The organism is Micromonospora sp. A202 (assembly GCF_006715105.1).
Taxonomy (GTDB): Bacteria; Actinomycetota; Actinomycetes; order Mycobacteriales; family Micromonosporaceae; genus Micromonospora; species Micromonospora zamorensis.
In genome coordinates this window covers 1380464-1392657 of sequence record NZ_VFMP01000001.1, presented here as the reverse complement: position 1 = coordinate 1392657, position 12194 = coordinate 1380464, and the positions used below count along the sequence as shown (strand labels likewise).

The window sequence follows — 12194 nt, the reverse complement described above, 5'->3', positions numbered from 1 at the left end:
TGGTGGGTTTGACGGCGACCACCTGGGGTCCCGCACCGGACATCTCGTACTATGGCGCTTTCCGACAGCGACGGCGAGGCGATCGGGGGCGGACCAGGTGACTCCAGGCCGTCGGTACGGCAGGGCGCTTCCCGTCCTGCTCACCGCGCTGCTGGCCGCCACGGCCTGCGGTCCGGTGGCCGAGAGGAAGCCGCAGGATCTGCGGGTCGGCTACGACAGCCTGGACGGCGCGTTGGTCGTGTGGCCGCCCCGGGGCGACCTCTCGGGGGACGCCACGGCGACGGCAGCGGTCACCAGGACGGTCCGCGACTGGCGGTCACCGGCCGATGACCGCGCGCACCTGCCCTCGTCCGGCATCCTCTTCTCCGGCCGGGTCGACGGCGCGCCGGTGGCACTCGTGGCCGCCGACGTGCCCGGCGAGAGCGCCTCCTGGCTGCTGCAACTCACCCGTGACGGCGACCGGTACGCGGTGACCCGCGCCACCGAATACACCGACCCGGGCTACCTCGTCTACTCCGACGTTCTGCCGGTGCAGACCGCCGCCGGCCGCCGCTACCTGGTCTCGGCGCGGGTGCAGATGCTGGTCGGGCCACAGGATCGGACGTTGCCCGTCACGGACGGCCTCAGCGCGCCGGTCGACGTGCCGTCCTGCACCGCGGTCGGAGTGACAGCGACCCTGCGGACCACCGAGTCGCTGCCCCGCGGGCGGGCCGCGGACCGGCTGCTCGACCTGGGCACCGGCACCGTCGACCCGCGCTATCCGCTGGTCCGCGACGAGTCCGGCACCGGCCGGAGGGCGCTCACCGGGCTGGACACCTGCGTGCTGGGCGGTGACCGGGGCCCGTTCGGCAGCATCCCCCGCCGGATCGGCGACCGGGACGCGCCGCGCTCGGTGCCGACGTCCTGGCCGATGGCGAAACTCACCGTCCGCTCGCTCGGCGAGGTCGCCCTCGGCGGTGGTGAGGCAGCCGAGTTGCAGCAGCTCAGCTGGGACACCGACGCCGGCGCGATGACCGCTGTGGTCTACCGACCGGCCGACGGGAGCGCGCCCGTCGTCTCACCCGCCGACCGGGCCACCCCGTTGCAGGCGTACCAGTTGCCGGTGCCCGGTCAGCCGCTCGTGGTGCTGAGCTGGCGAGCCACCCGGGACAGCTCCCTGTCCGTTCCGCCGGGCACTCCCCTGCTGGTCGAACGCCCCGGCCTGGCGGTCATCCCCGGCCCGTCCCGTTCCCAGACCTACAGCCTCGCCAACACCGACAAGACCCACTACCGCTCGGTGAAGCCAACCAACTGACCCGCCCGTGGGACGACGACGGCGGGCGTCCCCGGGAGGGGGCGCCCGCCGTCGTCGTTTCGTCAGTTCTGCGCGGCCGCGTCGCTGGGGGTGAGGCGGTCCGGGGTGGCGTCCAGGCCGGAGATCCAGCCGGTCACGTTGCGCGCCACGTCCTGGGCGGTCAGACCCAGGTCCGCGAGGATCTGCGCGCGGGTGCCGTGCGGGTGCCACTCGGCCGGTACGCCCAGGTCCTTGAGCGGCACCCGGACGTCGGCGTCGCGCATGGCCTGGGCGAGCGCGTCGCCCACCCCGCCGACCCGGACGCCGTCCTCGACGCTGACCACGAGCCGGTGGCGGGCGGCCAGGTCGACCAGCTCCGCCGGGACCGGACGCACCCAGCGGGGGTCGACGACGGTGACGCCGTAGCCCTGCTCGGCGACCCGGGCGGCCACCTCCATGCCCAGCTGGCCGAACGAGCCGACAGCGACCAGCAGCACGTCGGTACGCGCCGACTCGGCCAACACGTCGACCGGGCCCACCCGGCGCAGCGCCGGCAGGTCCGCGGCGACCGCGCCGGTCGGGAAGCGCACCACGGTGGGGCCGTCGTCGACGGCCACCGCCTCGCGCAACTCCTCCCGCAGCGTGGCGGCGTCACGGGGAGCGGCGATCCGCAGCCCGGGCACCACCCCGAAGACCGACATGTCCCAGATGCCGTAGTGGCTGGGGCCGTCCGGGCCGGTGATGCCCGCCCGGTCCAACACGAAGGTCACCGGCAGCTTGTGCATCGCCACGTCCAGCAGGACCTGGTCGAAGGCACGGTTGAGGAAGGTGGCGTAGACCGCTACCACCGGGTGCAGACCGCCGAGCGCCAGCCCGGCCGCCGAGGTGGCGGCGTGCTGCTCGGCGATGCCCACGTCGTACACCCGCTCGGGGTACTTGCGAGCCAGCTTGGCGATGCCGGTCGGCTCGGCCATCGCGGCGGTGATGCCCACCACGTCCGGCCGCTCGTCGGCGACGGCCAGCAGCTCGTCGGCGAAGACGTGCGTCCACTTCACCGACGGGGCGGCCAGCAGCGCGCCGGTCTCGACGTCGAAGGCGCTGCTCGGGCCGTGCAGGCAGTCCGCCTCGTCCTCCTCGGCCGGGCGGTAGCCGTAGCCCTTGCGGGTGACCGCGTGCACGATCACCGGGCCGCCGAAGTTCTTCGCCGCGCGCAGCGCCGCCTCGACGGCCGCCACGTCGTGCCCGTCCACCGGACCCACGTACTTGATGCCGAGGTCCTCGAACATGGCCTGCGGGGCGACCGCGTCCTTGATGCCCTTCTTGACCGCGTGCAGCACCTCGTACATCGGCTTACCGACCAGCGGCGTGGAGCCGAGGGCGTCCTTGACGGTGTCGAGGACCTTCTCGTAGCCGGGGTTGAGCCGCAGCGAGGAGAGGTGGTCGGCCAGCCCGCCGATGGTCGGCGAGTAGGACCGGCCGTTGTCGTTGACCACGATCACGAGGGAGTTGCCGGCGGTGGCGATGTTGTTCAGCGCCTCCCAGCACATGCCACCGGTGAGCGCGCCGTCGCCGACCACGGCCACGACGCTGCGGGCCTCACCACGCAGCGCGTACGCCTTGGCGAGGCCGTCGGCGTAGGAGAGCGCGGTGGAGGCGTGCGAGTTCTCGATGAGGTCGTGCTCGCTCTCCGCCTGGCTGGGGTAGCCGGAGAGGCCACCGCGCTGACGGAGCTTGTCGAAGCCGGCCTGGCGCCCGGTGAGGATCTTGTGCACGTACGCCTGGTGGCCGGTGTCGAACAGGAGCCGGTCCCGGGGCGAGTCGAAGACGCGGTGCATGGCCAGCGTCAGCTCGACCACACCGAGGTTGGGCCCGACGTGCCCGCCGGTGCGGGAGACCTTGGCGATCAGGAAGTCCCGGATCTCGGCGGCGAGGACGTCCAGCTCCTCGCCCGACATCCGCTTGACGTCCTGCGGACCGCGTACCGTCCCCAGCAGCCGGCCGTGGTTGGCCGTGTCCTCTTCAACACTCATGACCGGAGAGTCTATCGGCCGCCCGGTACTCCGCAGCCTGGGCCGAGAGGCCCGGGCCGTGCGGGTCGGCTGAGCCCCTGGTCAGAGCGCGATCCGCGGCGGGAGCAGCAGCCCCACCTGCTCGACGTGCTGTGTCATCGGGAACAGGTCGAAGCCCCGCAGCGCCGCCAGCCGCCAACCGAGCTCGGTGAAGGTGCGGACGTCCCGGGCGAAGGCCGCCGGGTCACAGGCCACGTACGCGACCGCTCGCGGGCCGGCGGCGACGATGTCACGCACCACCTGGGCGCCCGCGCCGGAGCGCGGCGGGTCGAGCACCACCACGTCGACCGGGCCGGTGATCCGTCGGCGGGTCAGCGCGGTCTCCACCCGGGCGGCGACCACCTCGACCTGGGGCAGGTCGGCCAGGTTGGCCCGGGCCGCGTCCACCCCGTCCCGGCCCGACTCGACCAGGGTGATCCGGGCGTCGCCGACCCGGCCGGCGAGGGCCGCGGCGAACAGCCCAGCGCCGCCGTAGAGGTCCCACCCGGTCTCGCCCGGCTGTGGGTCCAGCAGGTCCAGCACCGCCGCGCAGAGGGTGTCCGCCGCGGCCGGGTGCACCTGCCAGAACGCGGAACCGGGCAGCGTCCAGTCCCGCCCAGCGGCCACCTCGCGGACCTCGGCCGGCCCGCTCACCGGGGTGGGCACCCCGTCGCGGATCTCCGTGACGGTCGCGTCCCCGCCGGTGCTGGCGATCGTCTCCACCGCCTCGGCGGCCGGCCAGCGCTCGGCGAGCACCGGCAGCTGCTGGATGGCCGGGTGGGCGATCAGGCAGCGGTCGATCGGCACCACCTCGTGCGACCGGTGCTTGAGCAGACCGGCCCGGTCCGCGCCGTCCACGGCGTACCGGACGCGGGAGCGCCAGCCGAGCAGCCCGCCGGGCAGCGCCTCGACCCGGACGCCGAGCTGGTCCAGCTCGGCGTCGGTCAGCCCGCCGAGGCGGACCAGCTGCTCGCGCACCACGGCGGTCTTCCAGGCCAGTTGCGCGTCCGGGGCGACGTGTTGCAGGTCGCAGCCGCCACACGCGCCGGGCTTGGCGTACGGGCAGGGCGGCTCGACGCGGTCCGGTGAGGGGTCCAGCACGGTCACCGCGTCGGCCCGGACAAACCCCTTGTGCACCTCGGTGACCTCGGCGATGACCCGTTCACCGGGCAGCGCGTGCCGGACGAAGACGACCTGCCCGTCCACCCGTGCCACGCAGTGCCCGCCGGGGGCGACCGCGTCGACGGTCAGCTCGACCCTTTCCGCCTCGGCCAGCCCACGCTCGGGTGCCGGTGGCACCGGGGTTGTCGCGGTTCGCTGCCCGCCCGACTCAGTCACGGCCGTTTCCTTCCGTTGCGCGGTCCGCCCTGCCACCCTCGCCGGGCGGTGGCGGAGAAACCACCGGCGGTGCGGAGACCAGCGGCGGCACGGTGCCGCGCGGCCCCCGTGCCGGTGTCCGGGACAGCGTGGCGTCCAGGCGGTCCAGGTTCTTGCTCGCTGTCGACGCGAGCTGCCACGGCACGCTGACCACCATCACCCCCGGTTCGAAGAGCAGCCGGCCCTTGAGGCGCAGGGCGCTCTGGTTGTGCAGCAGGTTCTCCCACCAGCGGCCGACCACGTACTCCGGGATGAAGACGGTGACCACGTCGCGGGGTGACTTGCGGCGGGTGGAGGCGACGAAGTCCAGGATCGGGCGGGTGATCTCCCGGTACGGCGAGTCGATCACGGTGAGCGGGATGGCCATCTCCCGCCGCTCCCAGTCGGCCTGCAGGTCCCGGGTGTCCTTCTCGTCCACGTTGACCGTCACGGCGGTCAGCGTGTCCGGCCGGGTGGCCCGGGCGTAGGCGATGGCCCGCAGCGTCGGCTGGTGGACTTTGCTGACCAGCACGATCGCGTGGTTGCGGGCGGGCAGCGTGGCCCGGCCCTCGTCCGGCGGGGTCAGCTCGACGGCGATCCGGTCGTAGTGCCGGCGGATGGCCAGCATCAGCACGTAGATCACCGCCATCGCGGCGATCGCGATCCAGGCGCCGAGCAGGAACTTCGTGACCAGGACGATCACCAGCACCGTGCCGGTCAGGCCCATGCCGAACGTGTTGATCGCCCGGGACCGGTACATCTTGCGGCGTGCCTCCGGGTCCCGCTCGGTCCGCAGGTGCCGGTTCCAGTGCCGGATCATGCCGGCCTGGGAGACGGTGAACGAGACGAAGACCCCGACGATGTAGAGCTGGATCAGCTTCGTCACCTCGGCCTGGAAGCCGACGATCAGCACGATCGCGAAGAGGGCGAGGAAGGTGATGCCGTTGGAGAACGCCAGCCGGTCGCCGCGGGTGTGGAACTGGCGGGGCAGGTAGCGGTCCTGCGCGAGGATCGAGCCGAGCACCGGGAACCCGTTGAACGCGGTGTTCGCGGCCAGGAACAGGATCAGGGCGGTCACCCCGGCCAGCACGTAGAGCAGGATCGACCCGGAACCGAAGACCGTCTCACCGAGCTGGGTGGTGACGGTCTTCTGCACGTACCCCTCGGGGCCGGAAACGATCTGCAGGGCCGGGTCCTCGACGAACTGCAGGTGGGTCAGCCGGGCCAGCCAGATGATCCCGACCAGCATGCTCACCGAGATGGTGCCGAGCAGCAGCAGGGTGGTGGCGGCGTTGCGGCTCTTCGGCGCCTTGAACGCCGGCACACCGTTGGAGATCGCCTCCACGCCGGTGAGCGCGGCGGCGCCCGAGCTGAACGTCCGCAGCAGCAGGAAGATGAGCGCGAACCCGGTCACGCTGTGCTCGGCCTGGATCACCAGGTCGGCGCTCGGGGCACGGAGGTCGTCGCCCAGCACGAAGACCCGGAACAGCCCGGTGAGCAGCATCCCGAGCATCACGATCACGAAACCGTAGGTGGGGATGGCGAACGCCGTGCCCGACTCGCGCAGCCCGCGCAGGTTGACAGCGGTCAGCAGCACCACCGCGATCACCGCGATCAGGACCTTGTGAGTGGCCACGAACGGCACCACCGAGCCGAGGTTGGCCACCCCGGAGGAGACCGACACCGCCACCGTGAGCACGTAGTCGACCAGCAGCGCACTGGCCACCCCGACGCCGAACTTCGGGCCCAGGTTGACAGTGGCCACCTCATAGTCGCCACCGCCGGACGGGTAGGCGTGCACGTTCTGCCGGTAGCTGGCCACCACGGTGAGCATCACCACGACCACTGCCAGCGCGATCCATGGAGAGAACAGGAACGCCGAGGCGCCGGCGATGGACAGGGTGAGCAGGATCTCGTCGGGCGCGTACGCGACGCTGGACAGCGCGTCGGACGCGAACACGGGCAGCGCGATGCGCTTCGGCAGGAGGGTGTGCTGGAGCCGGTCGGACCGGAACGGTCGACCGAGGAGGAGCCGCTTCAGCAGCGAGGTGGGACTGGCCACGAACGCCAAGGGTACGACCACCACGGCGGGAGCGCGGGGGTGGGCGATCACGGCTACTCACGACGACGGGGGTACGGTCGGTCCCCGCTTCCCGCCGGGACGTGGCAGGCTCGCACTCGGAGGCCACCGGAAGCGGGGGCGGTACGCACCTTGGGAGGGACAGCGTGCACGTCGTGATCATGGGATGTGGCCGGGTCGGGTCGACCCTCGCCCACAGCCTGGAGTCCCGAGGGCACTCGGTGGCGGTGATCGACCAGGACGCCGACGCCTTCCGCCGGCTCGGCCCCGACTTCGCCGGGATCACGGTGACCGGGGCCGGCTTCGACGGCGAGGTTCTCCGACAGGCCGGCATCGAGCGCGCGGACGCCTTTGCGGCGGTGTCGAGCGGCGACAACTCCAACATCATTTCGGCGCGGCTGGCCCGCGAGACGTTCGGCGTGTCCCGGGTCGCCGCCCGCATCTACGACCAGCGCCGGGCGCAGGTCTACGAGCGGCTGGGCATCCCCACTGTCGCGACAGTGCGCTGGACTGCCGACCGGATGCTGCGGCACCTGGTGCCGGAGGGCAACGTGGAGATCTTCCGCGATTCCACGAGCACCGTGTCGATCGTCGAGGTGCCGGTCCACAAGGACTGGATCGGCCGTTCGGTGCGCACCCTGGAGGAGGCGTCCGGCGCACGGGTCGCCTACCTGATCCGCTTCGGCATCGGCACGCTGCCCACCGGCTCCACCGTCGTACAGGAGGGTGACCAGGTGTTCATGCTGGTCAGCGATGACATCGTGGCGACGGTCACGTCGGTGGCGGCGGCGCCGCCGGAAGGGGGGCACTGAGCCATGCGGGTTGCCATCGCGGGCGCGGGCAACGTGGGCCGCTCGATCGCCCAGGAGCTGATCGACAACGGCCACCAGGTGATGCTGATCGAACGCCAGCCCAAGATGCTGCGCCCGGACCGGGTGCCGGCGGCCGAGTGGGTGCTCGCCGACGCGTGCGAGGTGGCCAGCCTGGAGGAGGCCAACGTCGCCGGGTGCGACGTGGTGGTCGCGGCGACCGGCGACGACAAGACCAACCTGGTGCTGTCGCTGTTGGCCAAGACCGAGTTCGCGGTGCCGCGCGTGGTGGCCCGGGTCAACCGGGCCGAGAACGAGTGGCTGTTCACCGAGCAGTGGGGCGTCGACGTCGCGGTGAGCAAGCCGCGGGTGATGGCCGCGCTGGTCGAGGAGGCGGTCACCGTCGGCGACCTGGTCCGGCTGATGACCTTCCGCCAGGGTGAGGCGAACCTGGTCGAGATCACCCTGCCACCGACCGCGCCCTACGTCGGTCAGCCGATCCACGCTGTGCCGTTGCCGCGCGACTCCGCGCTGGTGGCGATCCTGCGCGGCAAGCGGGTCCTAGTGCCCAGCCCGGACGACCCGATCGAGGCCGGCGACGAGCTGATCTTCGTCTGCACCGCCGAGGTGGAGGACCAGGTCCGCGCGGTGATCCTCGGGCCGGACAGCGTCGAGCGGACCCGCGGCTCACGCTGAGCCGACGGGCCGTTCGGTCAGGCGCCGGGCAGCGGGGTCGGCGACGACTCCCGGGTGACCCGGCGCACCGTCCAGACCGTGATCAGCAGCAGCAGCGCGTACGGCGGGTAGCCCAGCGCCAGCCGGGCCACGCCCAGCGCGGTGTCCTGGTGGGCCAGGTAGAGCCCGGCCTGCACGCCCACCTTGGCCAGCCAGACCACACCCCAGAGCACGGTGAGCTGGGTGAAGGTGCGCACCAGCTTCGGGTCGGTGCGCCATTCCGAGCGGCCCTTGGCGACCAGCACCGACCAGATCCAGCCCACCAGCGGCTGCCGGATTGCCGCCGAGATCAGCAGGGCGACGCCGTACCCGATGCCGTAGAGGATGCCGGGAAGGTAGAAATCGCGCTCGTCGCCGGTGCGCCAGGCGATGGCCGCGCCGACGCCGACGCCGAACAGCCCGTTGATGGCATGCCGGATCGGCCGACGCTGGGCCAGCCGCAGCCCGGCGATCAGCAGCGCGACGGAGACCGAGGCGATCACCGCCGGTCGCAGCTCGCCGATGACGTTGGCGAGAACGAAGACCACGACCGGGATGCTCGACTCGACCAGGCCCCGCCAGCCGCCAAGCTGGTCGGCCATCTGCTCGGCGATCGTCGGCAGCGGCTCCTCCTCCGGAGGGCCGGTCTCCGGCTGCGCCGCCCGGTGCTGTCCCGTCGTCATCGCCGGCCTTCCGTCCGCAACGCCGTCACTTCGGCGAGTCCAGCTCGTAGTAGGGGTTGTAGATGACCTTGCGCTCGTCGCGCACCGCCACCCGGCCACGGGCGGTCAGGTGCCGGCCCGGCTCGATCCCGGCGATGTGCCGTCGACCCAACCAGACCAGGGTGACCACGTCGCTGCCGTCGTACAGGTCGGCCTCCAGGGTGGGCAGGTTGGTGCGCGGCGTGTAGACCACCGTGCGCAGCCGACCGGCGACCGACACCAGCTGACCCCGGGAGCACTGCTGTGCCGGGATCCCGCCACACTGGGCGCTCTCGCGCCGCAGCTCCTGCGCGTCGATCTCGGCCTCGCTGGCGGTGAACCGTTGCAGGATGCGCCGCAGCGACACCCGGCCCTCGTCGGTCGTCATGACCTCCGCGTCACCCTCTCCACGCTCGCCGTCCCCGGCCGGCACCGGCGGCGCCGGAACCGTGCCGCCAGCGTACGCCGACGGGGCTGGTTCCGGCGGGCCGGTGCGCGCGGGTCAGACCTGGCGCGGCTCGGCGGCGGCGTCGCCCGCCTCGGCGTCGGCCTGGTCGGAGATCTCGCGGGGCAGCCGCAGCGGCAGCGGCTCACGGACCGGCTTGGCCTCCTGGCCACGGTCGACCACCAGGCCGTCCAGGCACTCCACGAGCGGCCCGGCCACAGCCGGGTTGGTGGCCACCGGGCCCTGGAACACCCCGCGGACCATCCAACGCGGCCCGTCGATGCCGACGAACCGCAGGTTCGTCGGGCCGTCCGGGGTGTTCACCTGGGCGTGCAGCTCCGGGCCGTACTCGCCCTCGACCTCCTGCGCGCTCGCGCCGTCGCGCAGCAGGGACTGCCGGATCTCCTCGCGCACCTCGCCCCAGATCCCCTCGGACCTGGGGGCGGCGAAGACGCCCAGCTGGAGTGCGTTGTCGCCATGCACCAGCACCACCTGCTGGACCACGCCCTGCGGGTCGGCCTGCACCCGCACCTCGACGTCGGCGATCGCCGGGATGTGCAGGCTGCCCAGGTCGAGTCGCTGCACGTCGTCGTAGCTCTCGGAGATGTCGTACGGGCCGCGCTCCAACGTCGGCGCCGCATCGCCCTGGTCGGGGACCTGGGTGGCCCGCTCGTCACGGGTCTGCCGCTCGGCGTCGGCCCGCTTTCGGGAGAAGATCACTGCGCCTGCCCTCCGCTGTTCACACTCACCCTGCCACCTCTTCCGTCTGCCCGCGGCCCGGCTCGTCTGGCCGCCGCTCGACCCGGTCCTGGCCCGTCGGCGACGGCACCAGCCCGGCGTGCCCGCCGGTCGACCCGTGCCCGCCGACCCCACGCCTGGACGTGGGCAGCTCGACCACCGGCTCGAACCGCGCCCGTGCGACCTGCTGCACCACGAGCTGCGCAATCCGGTCGCCGCGGGAGATCTTCGCCGGCACATCCCGATCATGGTTGATCAGGTTGACCAGGATCTCACCCCGGTAGCCGGCGTCGACCGTACCGGGCGCGTTGAGCACCGTCACGCCGAGCCTGGCCGCCAGACCGGAACGGGGATGGACCAGACCCACGTACCCCTCCGGCAGCGCGATGGCCACGCCGGTGGGCACCAGGGCACGGCCACCGGGCGGCAGTTCCACGTCCGCGGCCGCCACCAGGTCGGCCCCGGCGTCGCCGGGATGGGCGTACGTGGGCAGCGGCAGCTCGGAGTCGAGCAGCTGCACGGGCACGGGTACGACGTCGGTCACGGGTCCCCTCTTCCGTCCGGTTCTCGGGGTGACCCTGCCATCCTGCCGGTTCGCCGAGCCGCCGTGCGCCGTACCCTCGCAGGAGTGAGCATGTCGCCCTCTCCCTCCGCCGATCAGCCGCCGGTCGACGCCCGCCCGGCGTACGCCGAACGGTTGGATCTGCCCTGGTGGCTGTGGCTGGCCGGGCTGGTGGCCGCCGCGCTGCTGGCCGTCGAGATCTGGATGGGCGCCGCCGGCGTGCGCGCCTGGCTGCCGTTCGTCGTGCTGCTGCCCCTCACCGCCGCAGGGCTGTGGTGGCTCGGCCGGATCCGGATCGGGGTCGCCGACTCCGAGCTGCGGGTGGACGACGCCCGCCTGCCGGTCCGCTTCGTGGCCGACGTGGTGCCGCTGGACGTGGCCGGCCGCCGTGAGGTGCTCGGGGTCGGCGCGGACCCGCTCGCCTTCGTGGTGCAGCGGCCGTGGATCGGCGGCGCCGTGCAGGTGGTGCTCGACGACCCGGCCGATCCGACCCCGTTCTGGGTGGTGAGCACGCGGCACCCCGTCGAGCTGGCGGAGGCGGTGCTGGCCGCGCGGGACGCTCTGGCGCTCTCCCGCCCCAGCACGGGTGAGCAGGGCTGATCCAACGCCGTCGACGCGGTCAGGTGCCGGTCGGTGGGCCGGGCAGGGCTGCCGGTGGCGCGGGTCGGGCGATGCCCCGCCGGCGCAGGTCCACCTGAAGCTGCTCGGCCATCTGCTGGGTGGCCCGGCGGTTGAGGAAGCTGGCCACAGCCGCGCCGGTCAGGAACGGCCCGAGCGTGGTGAGGTTGCGACCGAAACGCCGCAGCAGCATGTCCCGCAGTTCCTTGCGGGCCGCGGTGCCGAGCACCGCGCCCACCCCCACGCCGGGCACCATGGGGTTGACCCCACGCTGGGTGGCCCAGGAGTGCACCAGTGCGACCGCCCGTTGGCTGCCGCCCTCCGGTAGCGCCACGCCGTGGACCTCGTGCAGCTCACCGACCAGTTTCAGTTCCACCGACACCACGGCGACGGTCTCGGCGGCGAGCAGCACCGGTGCGGAGAGCAGGGTCGGGGCGACCGTCCACTCGACGGCGGCGACTCCCCCGCCGGCCGCGCCGATCGCGGCGGTGGCCCGGGACGCGTTGCGGATGAGCCGGTCGGCCAGGGCGGCATCGTCCAGGCCGGGGAAATGGCGGCGCAGGGTGGCCAGGTCCCGCACCGGGATGTGCGGGGCGACCTCGGTGACGGTGTCGACCATCCAGCGCACGGCGGCACGGGGCTTGAACAGGTCGGAGATGCCCCGGGCGCGGGCCTGCCCGACCATCCGGGTCAGCAGTTGGCGGCGACGGGCCGGAGCGAGGTCGTCAGCGGTCAACGCCGCGACGGTGGCACCGAGGTCGTCCGTGCCGCCGGTGGCACCAACGCTGCCCGTGCCATCGTCGGTGGTGCCGCCTCGATCGCTCATCGGACCTCCCGGTGCTGTGGCTAC

At 72.9% G+C, this 12194-nt stretch carries 12 protein-coding genes; 4 read left to right on the top strand and 8 right to left on the bottom strand.

All coding sequences use genetic code 11. The features are described 5' to 3' along the window. Positions 1-97: 97 nt before the first annotated feature. Positions 98-1294, top strand: coding sequence for a hypothetical protein (locus FBZ33_RS06495; RefSeq protein WP_141908345.1), 1197 nt, complete (start codon positions 98-100; stop codon positions 1292-1294). Positions 1295-1356: 62 nt separating this feature from the next. On the opposite strand, the gene dxs is transcribed toward FBZ33_RS06495, so the two are convergent. The 3 genes from dxs to FBZ33_RS06480 form a co-directional block, all read right to left on the bottom strand. Then, positions 1357-3303, bottom strand: a complete 1947-nt coding sequence (gene dxs / locus FBZ33_RS06490; protein WP_088946814.1) for a 1-deoxy-D-xylulose-5-phosphate synthase — start codon at positions 3301-3303, stop codon at positions 1357-1359. A gap of 81 nt (positions 3304-3384) precedes the next feature. Next, entirely contained in the window at positions 3385-4620 is a 1236-nt protein-coding gene (locus FBZ33_RS06485) for a class I SAM-dependent RNA methyltransferase (RefSeq protein WP_141912442.1), read from the bottom strand. A gap of 31 nt (positions 4621-4651) precedes the next feature. After that, positions 4652-6739 (bottom strand): APC family permease, encoded by a 2088-nt coding sequence (locus FBZ33_RS06480; protein ID WP_141908344.1) that lies wholly within the window; start codon positions 6737-6739, stop codon positions 4652-4654. Between the two features lie 164 nt (positions 6740-6903). Between FBZ33_RS06480 and FBZ33_RS06475 the strand changes: the two genes are divergently transcribed. Then, the gene (locus FBZ33_RS06475; protein WP_141908343.1) at positions 6904-7569 is read left to right on the top strand and encodes a TrkA family potassium uptake protein; all 666 of its coding nucleotides are present in this window, start codon (positions 6904-6906) and stop codon (positions 7567-7569) included. 3 nt (positions 7570-7572) lie between these two features. Next, positions 7573-8262, top strand: coding sequence for a TrkA family potassium uptake protein (locus FBZ33_RS06470; RefSeq protein WP_099851425.1), 690 nt, complete (start codon positions 7573-7575; stop codon positions 8260-8262). A 17-nt stretch (positions 8263-8279) separates the two neighbouring features. Here FBZ33_RS06470 and FBZ33_RS06465 read toward each other — a convergent pair whose 3' ends face one another. The 4 genes from FBZ33_RS06465 to dut form a co-directional block, all read right to left on the bottom strand. Further along, a complete protein-coding gene (locus tag FBZ33_RS06465; RefSeq protein ID WP_088946810.1) occupies positions 8280-8963 on the bottom strand; it encodes a DUF3159 domain-containing protein in 684 nt (227 codons plus the stop codon). A 25-nt stretch (positions 8964-8988) separates the two neighbouring features. Further along, the gene (locus FBZ33_RS06460) at positions 8989-9369 is read right to left on the bottom strand and encodes an OB-fold nucleic acid binding domain-containing protein (RefSeq protein WP_088951536.1); all 381 of its coding nucleotides are present in this window, start codon (positions 9367-9369) and stop codon (positions 8989-8991) included. Positions 9370-9483: 114 nt separating this feature from the next. After that, positions 9484-10146, bottom strand: coding sequence for a DUF3710 domain-containing protein (locus tag FBZ33_RS06455; RefSeq protein ID WP_141908342.1), 663 nt, complete (start codon positions 10144-10146; stop codon positions 9484-9486). A 25-nt stretch (positions 10147-10171) separates the two neighbouring features. Beyond that, positions 10172-10708, bottom strand: coding sequence for a dUTP diphosphatase (gene dut, locus FBZ33_RS06450; protein ID WP_088946808.1), 537 nt, complete (start codon positions 10706-10708; stop codon positions 10172-10174). Positions 10709-10798: 90 nt separating this feature from the next. Between dut and FBZ33_RS06445 the strand changes: the two genes are divergently transcribed. Continuing rightward, positions 10799-11326 (top strand): DUF3093 domain-containing protein, encoded by a 528-nt coding sequence (locus FBZ33_RS06445; protein ID WP_141908341.1) that lies wholly within the window; start codon positions 10799-10801, stop codon positions 11324-11326. Positions 11327-11345: 19 nt separating this feature from the next. On the opposite strand, the gene FBZ33_RS06440 is transcribed toward FBZ33_RS06445, so the two are convergent. Then, entirely contained in the window at positions 11346-12170 is an 825-nt protein-coding gene (locus tag FBZ33_RS06440; RefSeq protein ID WP_088946806.1) for a hypothetical protein, read from the bottom strand. Positions 12171-12194 lie beyond the last annotated feature (24 nt).

Excerpts from the sequence above, each read along its gene's own strand:
- dxs (WP_088946814.1), bottom strand. The coding sequence starts at position 3,303 with ATGAGTGTTGAAGAGGACACGGCCAACCACGGCCGGCTGCTGGGGACG.
- FBZ33_RS06470 (WP_099851425.1), top strand. The coding sequence starts at position 7,573 with ATGCGGGTTGCCATCGCGGGCGCGGGCAACGTGGGCCGCTCGATCGCC.
- FBZ33_RS06465 (WP_088946810.1), bottom strand. The coding sequence starts at position 8,963 with ATGACGACGGGACAGCACCGGGCGGCGCAGCCGGAGACCGGCCCTCCG.
- FBZ33_RS06460 (WP_088951536.1), bottom strand. The coding sequence starts at position 9,369 with ATGACGACCGACGAGGGCCGGGTGTCGCTGCGGCGCATCCTGCAACGG.
- FBZ33_RS06445 (WP_141908341.1), top strand. The coding sequence starts at position 10,799 with ATGTCGCCCTCTCCCTCCGCCGATCAGCCGCCGGTCGACGCCCGCCCG.
- FBZ33_RS06440 (WP_088946806.1), bottom strand. The coding sequence starts at position 12,170 with ATGAGCGATCGAGGCGGCACCACCGACGATGGCACGGGCAGCGTTGGT.